This window comes from Streptomyces sp. NPDC007264 (assembly GCF_042869095.1).
In the GTDB taxonomy this organism is placed as follows: Bacteria; Actinomycetota; Actinomycetes; order Streptomycetales; family Streptomycetaceae; genus Streptomyces.
Genome location: NZ_JBIAFD010000003.1, coordinates 415533 through 431172, shown reverse-complemented (window position 1 = coordinate 431172; position 15640 = coordinate 415533). Strand labels below are relative to the sequence as shown.

Sequence of the window (15640 nt, the reverse complement as noted above, 5' to 3'; positions counted from 1 at the left end):
CCGCCTGCAGTCAGCCCTGGCAGCCGGGAACAGGGCCGGCACTGCCCTCGCAGTTCGTGTCGTTGTTGTTTCGCACGTCGCTGTCGACGAGGGACACGGTACTTGCCGGCGTGTTCCCGTTGTCGATACCACCGGGTGCGGCGAGGGACCTGTTGTCCATCACCTTGGTCCTGGTGAGCTGAAGGGTGGCGAAGTTCCTGATGCCGCCGGCGCTCGTACCGGATCCCTCGCTCGTGTTGTTGCTCACGGAGCTGTCCTCGGCCCGCACCGCGCCACCGCTGAAGTTGAAGAGCCCGCCACCGCCGCTGAAAACGCCAAGGCCGACACCGAGGACGTTGTTGAAACGGACCTCGCTGTTGTACATCCGCAGACTTCCGGTGTTCGGCCCGACGCCCAGGTTGACGATGCCGCCGCCGTAATCCTGTGCGTTGTTGCCCCGGACGTCGGCCTTCTTGAGGGTCAGGCTTCCGCCGCTGTTGAGGATGCCTCCGCCGGCGTCCGCGGTATTGAAGGTGATCCGGCTGTCGGTGACGGTCGTGGACCGGCCCTCGGCTGCCAGACCTCCTGCAACGCCGGTGGTGGTGTTGCCGCTGATCTTGCTCTGCTCGATGGACGCAGTGCCGTTCTCCGCGATCGTGACACCGCCACCGCCTCCGCGTCCGGCGGTGTTGCCGGTCACGGTGACGTGTTCGAGCCCCAGATGTCCGGCGGAATAGATGCCTCCGCCACTTGAGAAGGCAGGTGCCCCGCCGCCGTTGGCGTCACCTTTGGTGATGGTGAGGTTCTGCAGTTGGAGATTTCCGGAGTTCTCGACATAAAAGATGCGGAAATTGATGCTGCCCTCTGACCGGGCGATGGTGGCGTCGTGTCCATGGATGACGATCGTGTTGCTGATCGGTGGAAGACCAACCGTGTCGGAGGACGCCTCGGTGAGTACATAGCGACAGCGAGGAGCCAGGTCGAGAACTCCCCCTTCGTTGTTGGCTCTGCTGATCGCGGCTGTCAGAGCGTCGGCGCTGCACCGCACGTGGGTGACGGGAGCGGCAGCGACGGCGGGGATCGGAACGGCTGTGATGCCGGCGGCGAGGGCGGCCGTGCCGGCCGAGGCCCGCAGCATGGGAATACGTCGCATGACGCCTCCTTGCGGATTGTGGCGCGCTCCCTGAGTCGGACGGGGCGGCACCCTGCAAACGAATGGACTGCATTCAAATCGGTACGTTGCCCGGAAAGGGTCGGCTCGCTGGTGGTTCACTCGAAAGCCGTGGGGGTTCGGCCCGATGGGTCACGCCTGTGAGCCGCTCCGCCGGGGAGTGCGGTGTCACCCCGCCGTCGAAGGGGATCCGTCACGCAGTACCGGGGTTCACCGTGATCGTTCGGCCGCGGCGACCCGGGCGCGACGGGTGACCAGGAACTCGGCGAACTCGGCAAGCAGGTCGAGCCGTTCGGCCTCGACCGCCGGTTCGGGGACCACCGACCGGGAGATGACCTCTCCGTCGAAGAGGTTACGGACGGTCGAGACCAGCAGGTGCCGGTCCTCGTCGGACAGCCCGCGCAGGGCCGGGACGTCTCGCGCGACCGTGGAGATCGTTTCGAAGAACCGTTCGGCGACGGGGGTCAACTGCTTGCGAAGGTCGGAGTCGGTGCGCGCTGCCACCAGCAGTTCGAACCAGACGACGTTGGCCTCGTGGCGGTGCCGCTCCCGCATCAGCAGAAGGGTTTCGCGCAGGTCCCGCTCGGGCTCTTGGGCCAGCCGCCGCCGCACTACCGCCAAGTGCTGTACGGCCACCTCCTCGGCCGCGGCGACGACCAGGCTCAGCCGTGAGTCGAAGTGGCGGAACAGGCCCCCGCGCGACACCCCGGACCGTCGGCAGATCTCCCCGACCGAGGTGTTCGCATAGCCGACCTCGGCGATGGAATCGATCGTCGATTCGATCAGCCGTGCGATGGTCGACTGCTTGCGCTCCTGCTGCGTCCGCCGTTTCGGGGGTGCCGGTTCCTTGCTCACTCAGGCAAGCGTAGTCTCGCGCCCGCCGATGGTGCCGGGGTCGACCGTCCCGCGCGCCTCTCCGACCCGCAGGAACCGTCCGGTGCGCCGTCGGCCGAAGTCGGCGCCGAAGCGTCCCGCGCCGTAGACCGGGTTGCCCGCGACGAAGGTGGCAAGAACGGTGGCGTCATTGCGGTTGACCATGCGCCGCATACCGCCGAACGCCTCGACCGGCGCCTCGTCGATCCGGTCCAGGGAGGAGTCGAGCCGGTCGGGATCGATGATGACGAGGTCGGCGCGGTCGCCCTCGCCCAGGAAGCCTGCGTCGATGTCGTACCAGGCGGCCAGTTCTCCGGTCAGGCGGTGGACAGCGCGCTCCACGGTCATGAAGCCCTCCCGGCGGGCGCGGCGGAGCAGGCGCAGCGGGAAGTTGTAGAAGGCCATGTTGCGCAGGTGGGCGCCGGCGTCGGAGAAGCCCATCTGCACCTCGGGCAGTGAGCTGAGCTTGTTCAGCGCCTCGGGGCGGTGTCCGGAGATGGTGGTGTGCCAGCGCACCGCGGGCCCGTAGGCGACGACCATGTCGAGGAACGCGTCGACGGGGTGGAGCCCACGCTCGTCGCCGACCTGGCCGAACGTCTTGCCGACGACCGAGGGGTCCGGGCATGCCACGATGTGGGCGTCATAGAAGTCGCGGTGCCAGATCCTGGGCGACCACTTGCGCTCGTAGTCGCGGCGGAACCGGCGACGGTACGCCTCGTCCTGGAGCAGCGCGTTGCGTTCGACCTGGTCCTTCAGGTGCAGGGCGGCGGCGCCCGCGCCGAACTCCTCGAAGATCACCAGGTCGATGCCGTCGGCGAAGACCTGGAACGGCACCGGCAGGTGCTGCCACCGGAAGTCGCCGCCGAGCAGGTTCGCCATCCGCGCCAGTGGGCCCATGAGGTGCATGAGGAGGGGGTTGGCCTTGACGTCCGCCGCGGTGAGGTAGCTGGTCTTCAACGGTTTGCGGCCCCGCAGGCCGACCGACTCCCACAGGGCGGGGAACAGTGCGATCGGCACGGTGAGGTCGGGGATGGACTGCACGACCCGGCCGGCGCTGCGGACGAGACGGTGCAGCCTGCGCCGTTCGGTGCGGGTCGCGAAGGTCGAGGGGAGCGTGCGTGACCGGTACCGCTCCCCGTCGAGCTTGTCCCAGGGGTTGAGCATCTCCGACAGTCCGAGCATCCCGGCCCGCAAGGCGTCGGCGAGCAGCAGCTCCATCTGCCGCAACTCGTCCTCGCTCGGCTTGACCCGCCTGTCCGTCGCCCTGCCCAGCCCCATCACAGCGGCCCGCAGGTCCGACTGCCCCAGGAACATGGCGACGTTCGGTCCGAGCGGGAGCCGCTCCAGCGCGTCGACATACTCCTCTGCGGTGGACCAGGACTTCCTCTGCTCCAGCACCCCGATGACGTGCTCGCGTGGAATGGCCTCGACCCGGCTGAACAGATCGGCGGCGTCCAGCGGATCCACGTGCACGGTGCTCAGCGAGCACGACCCGAAGATCGCGGTGGTCACTCCGTGCCGTACGGACTCCCCGAGCCCCGGCGCCGCCAGGACCTCCACGTCGTAGTGCGTGTGGATGTCGATGAATCCCGGCATCACCCAGGCGCCGGCGGCGTCGAAGAGCTGTGCCCCGTCCGTGTCGAGTTCGGCCGCCGAGACGATGGCCACCCGGCCGTCCCGCAGACCCAGGTGCCGGATTGCCGAAGGCCCGCCTGTCCCGTCGAACCAGCGACCGTTGGTGATGACGATGTCGAAGGCCATGCCGCGCAACATAGAGACCGTTCGGTCTCTATGTCAACGGTTCGCACCGCGTAGGCCGACGGGGCCGAGGCGCAACCGTGGGCGGGGTGAAGCTCGGGAGGTCTGGCGGCCGTGCGTCGGTCACGCGGACGGCAGGGCTTCCCTCTCCGCTGTCCTTCTGTTAGAAACGAGTGGTCTACACCAGTAGTGGTGTAGACCATAGGATGTCTGGGAGATCCCTGGGTCGCACGGTGCGGCAGCGGCGGCCCGACGTCGGGGAGCCCGTGCGGTCGGCTCGTCGATCCATCAAGTCTGGAAGGCTTCACATGACCACCATCGTCACGTCCCCGCTGGCAGGACGCGCCGTCGGACTGGCAGCCGTGCCGGATCCGGTCTTCTCCCAGGCCATGGTCGGCCCGGGCACCGCGATCGACCCGGTGCGCGAGCCGTCCGAGGCGGTGTCCCCCGTGGACGGAGTCATTGTCTCCCTCCATCCCCACGCCTTCGTCGTCGTCGACGACCACGGGCACGGTGTGCTGACCCACCTCGGCATCGACACCGTCGAACTCCACGGCGACGGCTTCGAGTTGCTCGTGAACAAGGGCGACACCGTGACGCGCGGTCAGGCCGTCGTGCGCTGGAATCCCGCCGCGGTCGAAGCGGCCGGCAAGTCTCCGGTCTGCCCGATCGTGGCCCTCGAAGCCACGGCAGAGGCGCTTTCCGAACTGCGCGACGACGGCGAAGTGAAGGCGGGCGACAGCCTCTTCCTCGTGAAGTGACCTCGCTGCCGTCGAGTGACGGCGAGCGGAACCACCACTGCGGCGGTGCCTGCCGCACGATTCGGAGACGGGTGAGATGGAGAAAACGCTGCGTGGCGTGGGTGTGAGTCATGGTGTGGCGATCGGCGTGGTTCGGCACATGGGTGCTGCGGTGCTCGAGCCGCCTGCGAGGCGGATCCCTGCGGAGGATGCGGAGGGTGAGCAGGAGCGTGCGCGTAAGGCGGTGGAGGTGGTGGCGGCGGATCTGGTGGCGCGTGGTGGTCTGGCGGGGGGTGAGGCGCAGGCGGTGTTGGAGGCTCAGGCGTTGATGGCTCGGGATCCTGAGTTGATGGTGGATGTGGAGCGGCGGATCGCTGTGGGGAGTTCGGCTGAGCGGGCGGTGTTCGACGCGTTTGCTGCTTATCGGGAGTTGCTTGCGGGGGCGGGTGGGTATCTGGCGGGTCGGGTGGCGGATCTCGATGATGTGCGGAATCGGATCGTTGCCCGTCTGTTGGGGGTGTCGATGCCGGGGGTGCCGGACAGTGAGGTGCCGTTTGTGCTGGTGGCGCGTGATCTGGCGCCTGCGGACACGGCGTTGCTTGATCCGTCGCTGGTGTTGGGGTTGGTGACGCAGGAGGGTGGTCCGACCAGTCACAGTGCGATTTTGGCGCGGGCTCTTGGTGTTCCTGCTGTGGTGGCGTTGGCGGGTGCGGGTGGGCTTGCCGAGGGCACGGTGATCGCTGTGGACGGCAGCACGGGTGAGGTGTTCGTGGATCCGGGTGAGGAGAGGAAGGCGCGGCTGGTGGCTGCGGGGGTCGAGCGCAGGAGCGCTCTTGCCGCTTCCAGCGGGCCGGGGGCCACGGCTGACGGGCACAGGGTGCCGCTGCTGGCGAATGTGGGTGGTCCGTGCGATGTCCCGGCTGCTGTGGAGGCGGGGGCCGAGGGTGTGGGTTTGTTTCGTACGGAGTTCTTGTTCCTGGACGGTGGTGGGCGGGCGCCGTCGGTGGAGGGTCAGGTTGCGGCGTACCGGGAGGTGTTGGGGGCTTTTCCGGGGGGTCGGGTGGTGGTGCGGGTGCTGGATGCGGGTGCGGACAAGCCGCTGGAGTTCCTGACGCCCGGCGATGAGCCGAATCCGGCGTTGGGGGTGCGTGGTCTGCGGGCGTTGCTGGAGCATCCGGAGGTGCTGGGTGTCCAGCTGAGCGCGTTGGCGCAGGCGGCCGAGGGGGTGCCGGTCCATCTGGAGGTGATGGCGCCGATGGTGGCGGACCGGGGTGATGCGAAGGCGTTCGCGGACGCCTGCCGTCGGGCGGGGCTGCGGGCCGGGGTCGGTGCCATGGTGGAGATCCCCTCGGCCGCGCTGCGGGCGCGTTCGATCCTGCGGGAGGTCGATTTCCTGTCGCTGGGGACGAACGATCTGGCGCAGTACACGTTCGCGGCGGACCGTCAGGTCGGTGCCCTCTCGCGTTTTCAGGATCCGTGGCAGCCGGCGCTGCTGGACCTGGTTGCGCTGGCCGCCGAGGCGGCCGGCGCCGAGGGCAAGAGCTGCGGCGTCTGCGGCGAGGCGGCCTCCGACCCGCTCCTGGCCTGCGTACTGACCGGCCTGGGCGTCACCTCCCTGTCCATGGCAGCCGCATCGATCCCCTACGTCCGGGCCGCACTGGCCAAGCACACGCTCGCGCAGTGCCGACGCGCCGCCGCCGCCGCACGCACCACCGACACCGCCCACGACGCCCGCACGGCGGCACAGACGGTGCTCGGGTGTGAGCAGGCGTAGGCGGTCTGGTCGGTGGTGACGTGGAACTCGCGGCAGCGGCCTGCCGCGCAGGCGGAGCGAGCGGTGATCAGTTACCGGCCGGCATCACCTGAACGGTGTCTCCCACCGCCCGCTCGCCGGAAGGTTCGGACGGCTGGTTGATCAGCTTTCCCCCGACTGCCATCGCCGTGGAACCGCCGCCGTCGAGGTTCATCGCCTGCACTGCGCCGAGGGACTTCATGAATGCGGCGGCCTCGTAGATGGTGAACCCTTCGCTGCCGCCCTTCAGCCTGCCGTCGACCGTGGCAAGTATGAGCCTGCCGTCGCTGTCGACGCCCGCCATGGTGCGGGGCTGGCGGACGTTGGCCCATGCGTAGCCGAAGTGCGGGTACTCGGTATCGACGATTCCCTCGGCGGCGGCGTCGATGTCGATACGTCCGTCCTTCACCAGGGTCGGTGCGGCACTGACGACGGAGTCGCCGCGATCGAGGTCGACGTCTCTTCCCTCGCTGTCGCGGACGGTCTCGGTCACCTTGATCCGCCGGCCCGGCTTCGCGTGGTCCCTCAGCCAGTTCGCGGCGCGGTCGATGCCCTGCAGCACATGCCCGTTCGCCGGGACGCGACCGCCGCGGGCTCCGGCTGTGACGACTCGGCCGGACGCGTCCAGGACCACCTGAGTGCCCGGCCCGGTGGGCAGGGCCGCCTTGAAGGCGGGCGTGAACTCGACCATGTCGTCGGCCAGTCGGCACGTCACGTCCTGCCAGGGAAGCTCACTCGGTCTGGCGCCCGGCCGGCCGCAGTCGCGGACCGTCCCGGGCGTGCGGTTGATGCCCTGAACGGAGAAGGAGACATTGTCGGCCTGCACGGTGACGCCGGTCGTCAGATCCGCGGTCCGGAACGTGCGCCCGTCGTCGATGATCAGCGCCGACCGCGCGCCGACCGCCATCGACTCGAGTTCGCCGTCATAGGCACCGACGCCGGACATCGTGCCCTGCACACCGTCGCCCGGTGAGAGGACGAAGAAGCCACCGTTGACGCCGACCAGAGATGCGAGCTTCTTGGACACGGCGGATGTCGTTTCCCGGTCGGTGACGTTGCCGTTGTGCGTGGCCTCGACCGTGCCGCTGAACTTCTTGGGGTCGACGACCGCGACATGGACGTTCTCGCGGTCGGCCTCCTCCTGAACGTCGTAGCCGGTCCAGGAGAGAGTGGCGTGGAGGCCGAGCGCATTGATCGCCGACAGTGTGCTCTGTGCCTTGTCCTGCGCCGCGAAGTGCCCGACGCGAACCCGGTACCCCATGAGTCCACGAGGGGCGTCGGCGTACCCGGGCCAGTCGACGCCCTCGACTCGCGGCTGCAGACCGGCCGCCGTCAGCTTCTGCGCCGTGGCGTCGGCCCAATCCCGGTCGGAGACCTCGGACCAGCTGGAGGGGGCGTCGGGATCGTTCGTGGTCAGTCTCAGCACGCTCGGCACTTGAACCGTGACGGTCCACGAGTGGGTGACATCCGTGGTCAGGACGCCGGTACGGACGGTGACGCCGGGAGCGAGGGTCTGTGTCGACCAGCGCTCCGTGACGGCGGGGTTCGGTGTGCGGGGCGAGCCGGCCTCGGCCGCGGCGGGCACAAGCGCGGGGGCTGTGACCGCGAGCAGGGCGGTGACGGCGAGTCGGGCACGGCGGTGCGGGAGGCGTGGAGCAATGCCTCGGCTGCGAACGAGAAGCATGGAGTTCCACCTCATGGGGGGTTGGGCGGCAACTGGCCCGGCGCACCGGTTCAGCCGCCTGACCCGCGACATGGTAGTAGTGGTCTACTCCAGTTGACAGGTCTGGAAGTTATTGCCTTCAGGTGAATTCAGGTGCAGGGCCCCGGAGTTGCGGTGCTGGTCGAGGCTCGCCTCCGGTGGTCTGAACCTTTCGGTGGCGTCTGGAGCGTAGAGTCGGGTCATGCCCGAGCTGAAGCAGCTGCACATCAGCCATGCCTCGGCGGTGTGGGACTTCGAGCTGGCGAACCGCGCCTACTTCGCCGCCTCGATCACCGACCGCGGCGACGACTTCTTCGACCGGTTCACCGAGCGGTACCACGCCTTGCCGGCCGAGCAGGAGGCCGGCATCTGCGCCTTCCATGTGCTCGTCGCCGAGGACGGCTCGGTCCTGGGGAGGTTCAACCTGGTCGACATCGAGGACGGCACCGCACAGCTCGGCTACCGGGTCGCGCAGCACGTCGCCGGCCGCGGCGTGGCGACCGCGACCGTCCGGGAGCTCTGCCGGCTGGCGCCGGCGCGGCACGGACTGCGCACACTGCGGGCGGCCACCGCCCGCGAGAACCTCGCGTCCCAGAAGGTGCTGACCAAGGCCGGGTTCGTCCTGGTCGGCCCGGCCGACCCGGCCGATCTCGGCGGTAGGCCAGGTGCCTGGTACCAGCGCGATGTCACACTCCATCGGTAGGCCGCGACCTCCCCCTGGCCCGGCACCGGGTGAGGGACCGGGTGCCGGGGCCGCTGTCGGGGGCACCTGCTACGCGGCGGGGTCGGCGGGGTCGGCGAGGTCGGCGGACAGGAGCCTGGCGAGCCAGTCGGTGCGGGTCCGGCGGGCCGTGGCCGATATGGGGGCCTGCGGGAACAGGGCGTCGAACCCGTGGAAGCCGCCCGCCCAGACGTGGAGTTCGGCCTGGCCGCCGGCCGCCCAGATGCGGGTGGCGTAGTCGGTGTCCTCGTCGCGGAAGACTTCGGCGGAGCCGGTGTCGATGTAGGTGGTCGGCAGGCCCGAGAGGTCGTCGGCCAGCGCCGGTGAGACATATGCGGGCACCTCGTCCGCGGTGAGGTCGCCGAGGACGGCGCGCCATCCGAACGCGTTCATCTCACCGGTCCACACCCCGGGCACGCCGGAGTACTGGCGGCTGGAGGTACTGGTGTTGCGGTGGTCCAGCATCGGGCAGATCAGCATCTGACCGGCGATCGCCGGCATGCCGCGGTCGCGCGCCAGCAGGGTGACGCCGGCCGCCAGGCCGCCGCCCGCGCTGGCCCCGGCGACGACGATCCGGGCGGGGTCGATGCCCAGTTCCTCGGCGTGTTCGGCGATCCGGAGCAGGCCCTGGTAGCAGTCGTCGACGAGGGCGGTGCCGGTGGCCTCGGGAGCGAGCCGGTAGTCCACGGAGACCACGACCGCGCCGAACTCGTCCAGCCATTCCAGTGGGATGTCGATCTGCGAGAACCGGTCGCCCATGACCATCCCGCCGCCGTGCATCCAGTAGACGCAGGGTGCGGCGGCAGCGCGGTCGGTGCGCGCGGGGCCGAAGACCGACAGGGGGATCGCGGTGCCGTCCCCGGCGGGCACCGTGATCTCGCGCCGGTCGACCGGGCGGTGTGCGAGCAGGGACTCGACGGGCGTCGGGGGGAGGCGGCGCAGGTGCGCGAGTATCTCCGGGCTGAGCCGGGACATCAGGGGCATGTCGGCGAGGAGTTCACGAAGTCCGGGGTCCAGGGCGGGGCGTGCCGTGGGCATGGTCGCTGCCTTTCGTGGGTGGTGTTCGGCGTCGGACGAGGGCGGGGTCGGCCCATGGCCTCAGGAAGCGGCCTCAGAAAGCGGCCTTGCCGCGGACCGGGACGTAGTCGGTGTACTCGGGCTCCTTGGCCAGCAGTCCGTCGATCTGCCCCACGATGGCCTGGGCGGCCTCGCCGGCGAAGATCCGGTGGTGGTCCTCCTCGCTGGTCCAGCCCTCGGTGACGTGGACGACGTCGGGGTCGGACGCGGAGCGGGAGACCAGATAGACGACGCAGTGTTCGCTCGCGCCGGGGCTGCCGTCGTCGAGACCGGTCAGCAGCAGGGCGACCAGTCGGTCGCCCATTCCCGGCCCGGCGGTCAGGGTGGCGTTGAAGCCGTAGGTCACGGTCATGGATTCCTTCTTCTCGGTGGGGGAGTGAAGTGTTTCCATTCAACTGGTCTGACCTGCGGCAACGTTAGAACGATGCTCGCTTGTACTTGCATGATCCTCGCAAGCTCGGGAGCCGTGGCGTCGCACGGTGCTGCAATGGACGCATGTACCTCGACGAGTTGCGCACCCTGCTGGCCCGGCACGCGCGTCCCGACGGGACCACGGCCGTCGACGGCGTCCTCATCTCGAGGGTCGACCGGCCGGATCCGCCGGAGCCCTCCATGTCCGGCACGGTGCTCGCGGTCATCGCCCAGGGCGCCAAACGGCTCGCCCTGGGCGACCGCGTCTACGCGTACGGTCCTGGGCAGTACCTGGTCGCCTCCGTCGACCTGCCCGTCACCGGACAGTTCACCCAGGCCGCCCCCGAGCAGCCCGCCCTCGGCTTCGGTCTCACGCTGGAACCGTCCGCCGTCGCCGAACTGCTGCTCCAGGCCGGTCCCGGCGACACGCCCCGCGCGGGCGGCGGCACACCGTCGGGCATCGCCGTCAGCGACGCCCCGCCCGCACTGCTCGACGCGGCGGTCCGGCTGCTGCGCCTCCTCGACGAACCCCGCGACCGGACCGTGCTGGCGCCTCTGATCAAGCGCGAGATCCTGTGGCGCCTGATCACCGGCGAACAGGGCGCCGCGGTAAGCCAGTTGGGTCTGGCCGACAGTGGGCTCAGCCATGTCTCCCGGGCCGTGCGCTGGATCCGCGAGCACTACGCGGAATCCTTCCGGGTCGAGGACGTGGCGCGGATGTCCGGCATGAGCGTCTCCGCCTTCTACCGCAACTTCCAGGCGGTGACCGCGATGAGCCCGATCCAGTTCCAGAAGCAGATCCGGCTCCAGGAGGCCCGGCTGCTCCTCGCCACCCACCCCGGCGACGTCACCGGGGTCGGCCACCGCGTCGGCTACGACAACCCGTCGCAGTTCAGCCGGGAGTACCGCCGCCAGTTCGGCGCACCCCCGAGCCAGGACGCGGCCCGCCTGCGGAGCACCGTGCGCACTCCCGCGGACGGCAAAAGGAAAAGGCAAGGAGACCCACTCCCTGCCACTCTCAACCTATAGCGCACCCGGGGGCTTGCGGCAAGACCCGGGCCGTGCCGCAAGATGGGCGGCCGACACCAGAACCTGGGGAAACGAGGGCTTTGCGGCATGCGTGTGCTGTTGTCGACATGGGGATCGCGCGGGGACGTCGAACCGCTGGCGGGACTCGCGGTGCGGTTACGGGAACGGGGCGCGGAGGTGCAGGTGTGCGCGCCGCCGGACGAGGAGTTCGCCGCGCTGCTGGCCGGTGTGGGGGTGCCGCTGGTGCCGCTCGGCCCGTCGGTGCGTTCGGTGGTGACCGGCGGGAGGGCGCCGACGACGGCGGACGCGTTCCGGGTCGCGGCCGAGTTGGTCGCCGCACGGTTCGAGACCCTCACCGCGGCGGCCGAGGGATGTGATGTGCTGCTGGCGACCGGCTTGATGCCGGCAGGTGCCCGCTCGGTGGCCGAGAAACTGGGCGTCCACTACAGGCTCGCCTGCTTCCACACGTTCGGACTGCCCTCGCGGCACTTCCCTCCGGGAGCGCGGCCGGGCAAGCAGTCCTCGCCGGAGGAGACCGACCTCAAGGTGCTGTGGGACGAGGACGCCCGGCGTGTGAACGCGTTGTACGGCGAGGCGCTCAACCGCCACCGGGCGGCGATCGGCCTGCCACCGGTGGACAACGTCCGCGACCACGTCCTCACCGACCGGGCGTTGCTCGCGGCGGATCCCGTCCTGGCACCGTGGCGGAGCCTGACGAATCTCGACCTCGTGCAGACCGGGGCGTGGATCCTGCCGGACGAACGCCCGCTCCCGGAAGAGCTGGAGGCGTTCCTGGACGCCGGCCCACCGCCGGTGTACGTGGGCTTCGGCAGCGTGGCCATGCGCCTCTCGCCGGACCTCGCCAGGGTGGTCGTCGAGGCGGTCCGGGCGCACGGCCGCCGTGTCCTGCTCTCCCGTGGCTGGGCCGACCTGGCCCTGATCGACGACCGGGACGACTGCTTCGCCGTCGGCGAGACCAACCATCAGGCGCTGTTCGGCCGGGTGGCCGCCGTCGTGCACCACGGTGGTGCCGGCACCACGACGAAGGCCGCCCTGGCCGGTGTGCCCCAGGTGGTGGTACCCCAGTTCGTGGACCAGCCGCACTGGGCCGCCCGGGTGGACGAACTGGGCATCGGCGCCGCCCACGAGGGCCCGAGCCCGACCGTCGAGTCCCTGTCGGCCGCGCTCGGCAGGGCCCTGACCCCCGAGACCCGCGCACGGGCGAGGGCCGTGGCCGGTGCCATCCGCACCGACGGGGCGGACGTGGCCGCGCGACTGCTGCTCGACGAGGCCGACCGGGAAGGGCGGCCCGTGCCGGCGTGAACCGCGGGCGCGGGCGCGGGCGGGGCGTCGGGCCGGGCGTTGTCCCGGGCGCGGCCCGGCCAGGGGCGGATGGTCCCGGGCCGGGGCGGACGCGTCCGTCGGTCAGTCGAGGGCGGCGGCGAACATGCCGGGCTCGTAGGAGCCTCCCTTCTGGCGCACGATCACGGCGAGCCGGTTGGCCGCGTTGATGAGGGCGACCAGGGCGACCAGCGCGCCGATCCCTTCGTCGTCGTAGTGCTTGCGCACCTCGGCCCAGGTCTCGTCGGACACGCCGTCGTGGGCGTCGGCGAGCCGGGTGCCCTCCTCCGCGAGTGCCAGCGCCGCCCGCTCGGCCTCGGTGAACACGGTGGACTCGCGCCAGGCGGCGACCAGGTTGAGCCGGACCGAGGTCTCACCGGCGGCCGCGGCGTCCTTGGTGTGCATGTCGACGCACCAGCCGCAGCCGTTGATCTGGCTGGCGCGCAGCGACACCAGCTCCTGCGTGGACCGGGGCAGCGACGACTGGTGGATCACCAGGGCGGCGTTGGCGAACCGCTTGGCGAACCTGGTGGCGGTCTCGTCGGCGAACATGTCGAATCGGGCGTCCATGACGTCGTCCTCACTCACTCGGGGTCGTGCAGGTGACGACCACGAGATGCCGGCGCCCCGCCCCCCGTGACGGGACGGCCGTGTGACGTGCGCCACCGCTCGCGTGTGTCACAAGGCCGCGGGGACCGGCGTCTTGTGCGCGTGGCATCGTCGGGAGCGGACAGGCAGGAGCAGCCGGTGAAGAGCCAGCGCAGCGATCGCACACGGGACACGGCCGGTCGACGTGCCGACGCCGACGCCGACGCCGGCGCCGACCCCGACCTCGACCTCGGCGCCGGGCACACGGACCCCGCCACCCAGACGTTCGTCCTGCACCGCAACCTGCTGTTCACCGTCGCCTACGAGATGCTCGGCTCGGCCGCCGACGCGGAGGACGTCCTGCAGGAGACCTGGTTGCGGTGGGCGGCCGTCGACCTCGGCACGGTGCGGGACCGGCGTGCGTACCTGGTCCGGATCGCCACGCGCCAGGCGCTGAGCCGACTGCGTACGCTCGGCCGCCGCAGGGAGTCGTACGTCGGTTCCTGGTTGCCCGAGCCGTTGCTGACCACCCCGGACGTGGCCGAGGACGTCGAACTGGCCGACAGCGTGTCGATGGCGATGCTGCTGGTGCTGGAGACGCTCACCCCCACCGAGCGGGCGGTGTTCGTGCTGCGCGACGTGTTCGACCTCGGGTACGGCGAGATCGCCGAAGCGGTCGGCAAGAGCCCGGCCGCGGTGCGGCAGATCGCGCACCGGGCACGGGCGCACGTCGCCGCGCGCCGGCCGCGTGGAGCCGTTTCGCCGGGCGAGACGCAGGACGCGCTCGACGCGTTCCGGCGGGCGGTCGAAACGGGCGATCTGCAGAGCCTGCTCGACATCCTCGCACCGGACGTCGTCCTCCTGGGTGACGGCGGCGGAGTCAAGCAGGCGGTCCTGCGGCCCGTCGTGGGGGCCGACAAGGTCGCCCGCCTGCTGGCCGCCGGGCTGGGCCGGGTGAGCGCCGCGCTGTCCCTGCGGACGGCGCAGGTCAACGGCCACCCGGCGCTGATGCTCCGGCTCGACGGCGCGCTCGACACCGTCGTGGCCGTGCACGTCGACGACGGCCTCATCACCGGGCTCTACGCCGTGCGCAACCCCGAGAAGCTCTCGCACATGCGGCACGAGACGGCCCTGCGCCGCTGACGCCCGTGCCCCCGGAAGCGCGCCGCCGTCCCTGGTCAGCCGACCTTGCCGACCGGGCCGGCGGTGTCGCGGCGAGGCCCGGCGGCGGTTCCTGACCTTCCTGGAGCTCGCCCGCCGACACGGCCTGCGGGTGCACGTCACCCAGGTGCTGTGGCAACTCGCGGCGATCGCCGAGGAGACGGGCGACCCCGGCGAGGCCCGATGCCCGGCGACGGATGCCCGGCGAGGGACGTCCGGCGAGGGACGCCCGGCGAGGGACGTCCGGCGACGGTGCCGCCGCCGGGCGCGAGCGGGCCCGCTTCAGCGGCAGTTGACCCACTTGTTCGACTGGACGGGGTAGCCGGCCACGTTCCCGTCGATGGCGCCGCGCTTCGCGATGCCGATGTAGGAGCGGTAGTTGGTCTTGCGGTAGAGCGCGGCGTCGCAGCTGCGGCCGTGGTTCACGCCCGACCGGACACCGTTCCTGAAGGCCCCGCCGTACTGGGCGAGGTTGCGGTTGTTGGCCTTGACCTTCTGCATGTGGCCCTTGAAGTTCTTCTTCGGCCACACGCACAGGTAACCCGCCGGGCAGCCGTGCCAGTTGGTGGCCCGGGTGCCGACGGCACCCTGGTCGGCCGCCGCCGCGATGCCGCTCGTCGTTCCGCCCAGCAGGGCGAGGGTTGCGATGCCGATGCCGATGCGCCTGCGTGCGTTCATGAGGTGTCGTCTCCGTCGGTCCTGGGAGCGGCCCGGTGCTCTGCCGTACCGCCCGGCCTGCGCTGTCGTGCACCAGGGTGCGGACGGCGAGAGGGCCGGTACAGGACCACCGGCGGAGTGACGACATCGCGGGACGTCCCACGCTCTGACGTGCGGGAACGCCGGTCGCGCTGAGGCGCTGCGGGGACGGCCCGGTGGGCGGTCCCCGCAGCAGCGGTGCGGCTCAGTGTCCGGCGCGCAGAGCCTTGCCCGAGACGGGCCGGCCCGCCAGCCCGGCGATCAGACAGACGTCCAGGACGGCCGTCGCCAGCGGAAGCAGGCCCACCGCCGCCAGGGCCCACCAGGCCCCGCCGAGCGTGGCGCCGATGACGATGAAGGCCACGCCCAGGATCGCCCGCACCGCGCGGCCGTTCTGGCTGCCGAGGAAATTCAGCATGCTCGTCTCACTCTCCCTGTCACAACGGGCGTCGGATCCCCCTCGGCCACCGGAAGCACATGGCCGCAGCCGCTCCATCAGCCTCGTGGGACACGCTCCCTCCTCGGCAGGGCGGACGACAGGGGCCGGACGGCCCCACTCCGAGGACATCGGTCCCGGACGCACCGGCCGTGCCCCGGTCCT

At 70.7% G+C, this 15640-nt stretch carries 15 protein-coding genes; 6 read left to right on the top strand and 9 right to left on the bottom strand.

The window, feature by feature from the left end; all coding sequences use genetic code 11:
- Nucleotides 1-10: 10 nt before the first annotated feature.
- From ACFYMU_RS06965 to ACFYMU_RS06955, 3 genes are all read right to left on the bottom strand, one after another.
- Nucleotides 11-1132 (bottom strand): right-handed parallel beta-helix repeat-containing protein, encoded by a 1122-nt coding sequence (locus ACFYMU_RS06965; protein WP_388368974.1) that lies wholly within the window; start codon nt 1130-1132, stop codon nt 11-13.
- 228 nt (nt 1133-1360) lie between these two features.
- Nucleotides 1361-2005, bottom strand: coding sequence for a TetR/AcrR family transcriptional regulator (locus ACFYMU_RS06960; RefSeq protein ID WP_388368971.1), 645 nt, complete (start codon nt 2003-2005; stop codon nt 1361-1363).
- Nucleotides 2006-3784: an amidohydrolase family protein gene (locus ACFYMU_RS06955; protein WP_388368969.1), complete on the bottom strand. Its 1779-nt coding sequence runs from the start codon at nt 3782-3784 to the stop codon at nt 2006-2008. It lies immediately after the preceding gene.
- A 305-nt stretch (nt 3785-4089) separates the two neighbouring features.
- On the opposite strand from ACFYMU_RS06955, the gene ACFYMU_RS06950 reads away from it, so the two are divergent.
- On the top strand, nt 4090-4542 hold the full coding sequence (locus tag ACFYMU_RS06950; protein WP_388368967.1) for a PTS glucose transporter subunit IIA: 453 nt from the start codon (nt 4090-4092) through the stop codon (nt 4540-4542).
- 76 nt (nt 4543-4618) lie between these two features.
- Nucleotides 4619-6295 (top strand): phosphoenolpyruvate--protein phosphotransferase, encoded by a 1677-nt coding sequence (gene ptsP, locus ACFYMU_RS06945; protein WP_388368965.1) that lies wholly within the window; start codon nt 4619-4621, stop codon nt 6293-6295.
- A 67-nt stretch (nt 6296-6362) separates the two neighbouring features.
- Here the strand turns inward: ptsP and ACFYMU_RS06940 are convergent, their stop codons facing one another.
- Nucleotides 6363-7997: a phosphodiester glycosidase family protein gene (locus ACFYMU_RS06940; RefSeq protein ID WP_388368963.1), complete on the bottom strand. Its 1635-nt coding sequence runs from the start codon at nt 7995-7997 to the stop codon at nt 6363-6365.
- 220 nt (nt 7998-8217) lie between these two features.
- On the opposite strand from ACFYMU_RS06940, the gene ACFYMU_RS06935 reads away from it, so the two are divergent.
- Nucleotides 8218-8718 (top strand): GNAT family N-acetyltransferase, encoded by a 501-nt coding sequence (locus ACFYMU_RS06935; protein WP_388368959.1) that lies wholly within the window; start codon nt 8218-8220, stop codon nt 8716-8718.
- A 69-nt stretch (nt 8719-8787) separates the two neighbouring features.
- Here the strand turns inward: ACFYMU_RS06935 and ACFYMU_RS06930 are convergent, their stop codons facing one another.
- Complete coding sequence (locus ACFYMU_RS06930; RefSeq protein WP_388368956.1) at nt 8788-9774, bottom strand: alpha/beta hydrolase; 987 nt, start codon at nt 9772-9774, stop codon at nt 8788-8790.
- A gap of 73 nt (nt 9775-9847) precedes the next feature.
- Nucleotides 9848-10165 carry a putative quinol monooxygenase gene (locus ACFYMU_RS06925; RefSeq protein WP_388368953.1) on the bottom strand — a complete coding sequence of 106 codons (318 nt, stop codon included), beginning with the start codon at nt 10163-10165 and terminating at the stop codon, nt 9848-9850.
- Nucleotides 10166-10308: 143 nt separating this feature from the next.
- Here ACFYMU_RS06925 and ACFYMU_RS06920 point away from each other — a divergent pair, with 143 nt between their 5' ends.
- Both ACFYMU_RS06920 and ACFYMU_RS06915 read left to right on the top strand, forming a co-directional pair.
- Nucleotides 10309-11253 carry an AraC family transcriptional regulator N-terminal domain-containing protein gene (locus tag ACFYMU_RS06920; protein WP_388368950.1) on the top strand — a complete coding sequence of 315 codons (945 nt, stop codon included), beginning with the start codon at nt 10309-10311 and terminating at the stop codon, nt 11251-11253.
- An 87-nt stretch (nt 11254-11340) separates the two neighbouring features.
- Nucleotides 11341-12576 (top strand): glycosyltransferase, encoded by a 1236-nt coding sequence (locus ACFYMU_RS06915; protein ID WP_388368947.1) that lies wholly within the window; start codon nt 11341-11343, stop codon nt 12574-12576.
- 102 nt (nt 12577-12678) lie between these two features.
- Here ACFYMU_RS06915 and ACFYMU_RS06910 read toward each other — a convergent pair whose 3' ends face one another.
- Nucleotides 12679-13164, bottom strand: coding sequence for a carboxymuconolactone decarboxylase family protein (locus ACFYMU_RS06910; protein ID WP_388368944.1), 486 nt, complete (start codon nt 13162-13164; stop codon nt 12679-12681).
- Between the two features lie 177 nt (nt 13165-13341).
- On the opposite strand from ACFYMU_RS06910, the gene ACFYMU_RS06905 reads away from it, so the two are divergent.
- Nucleotides 13342-14325, top strand: a complete 984-nt coding sequence (locus ACFYMU_RS06905) for an RNA polymerase sigma-70 factor (RefSeq protein WP_388368941.1) — start codon at nt 13342-13344, stop codon at nt 14323-14325.
- A 300-nt stretch (nt 14326-14625) separates the two neighbouring features.
- Here the strand turns inward: ACFYMU_RS06905 and ACFYMU_RS06900 are convergent, their stop codons facing one another.
- Both ACFYMU_RS06900 and ACFYMU_RS06895 read right to left on the bottom strand, forming a co-directional pair.
- Nucleotides 14626-15021: a peptidase inhibitor family I36 protein gene (locus tag ACFYMU_RS06900; protein ID WP_388368938.1), complete on the bottom strand. Its 396-nt coding sequence runs from the start codon at nt 15019-15021 to the stop codon at nt 14626-14628.
- A 223-nt stretch (nt 15022-15244) separates the two neighbouring features.
- Entirely contained in the window at nt 15245-15457 is a 213-nt protein-coding gene (locus ACFYMU_RS06895) for a DUF2892 domain-containing protein (protein WP_388368935.1), read from the bottom strand.
- Nucleotides 15458-15640: the final 183 nt, after the last annotated feature.

Coding starts and splice junctions, on each gene's coding strand:
- ACFYMU_RS06920 (WP_388368950.1), top strand. CDS start 10,309: ATGTACCTCGACGAGTTGCGCACCCTGCTGGCCCGGCACGCGCGTCCC.
- ACFYMU_RS06915 (WP_388368947.1), top strand. CDS start 11,341: ATGCGTGTGCTGTTGTCGACATGGGGATCGCGCGGGGACGTCGAACCG.
- ACFYMU_RS06900 (WP_388368938.1), bottom strand. CDS start 15,021: ATGAACGCACGCAGGCGCATCGGCATCGGCATCGCAACCCTCGCCCTG.
- ACFYMU_RS06925 (WP_388368953.1), bottom strand. CDS start 10,165: ATGACCGTGACCTACGGCTTCAACGCCACCCTGACCGCCGGGCCGGGA.
- ACFYMU_RS06940 (WP_388368963.1), bottom strand. CDS start 7,997: ATGCTTCTCGTTCGCAGCCGAGGCATTGCTCCACGCCTCCCGCACCGC.
- ACFYMU_RS06950 (WP_388368967.1), top strand. CDS start 4,090: ATGACCACCATCGTCACGTCCCCGCTGGCAGGACGCGCCGTCGGACTG.
- ACFYMU_RS06930 (WP_388368956.1), bottom strand. CDS start 9,774: ATGCCCACGGCACGCCCCGCCCTGGACCCCGGACTTCGTGAACTCCTC.
- ACFYMU_RS06895 (WP_388368935.1), bottom strand. CDS start 15,457: ATGCTGAATTTCCTCGGCAGCCAGAACGGCCGCGCGGTGCGGGCGATC.
- ptsP (WP_388368965.1), top strand. CDS start 4,619: ATGGAGAAAACGCTGCGTGGCGTGGGTGTGAGTCATGGTGTGGCGATC.
- ACFYMU_RS06955 (WP_388368969.1), bottom strand. CDS start 3,784: ATGGCCTTCGACATCGTCATCACCAACGGTCGCTGGTTCGACGGGACA.
- ACFYMU_RS06965 (WP_388368974.1), bottom strand. CDS start 1,132: ATGCGACGTATTCCCATGCTGCGGGCCTCGGCCGGCACGGCCGCCCTC.
- ACFYMU_RS06935 (WP_388368959.1), top strand. CDS start 8,218: ATGCCCGAGCTGAAGCAGCTGCACATCAGCCATGCCTCGGCGGTGTGG.
- ACFYMU_RS06910 (WP_388368944.1), bottom strand. CDS start 13,164: ATGGACGCCCGATTCGACATGTTCGCCGACGAGACCGCCACCAGGTTC.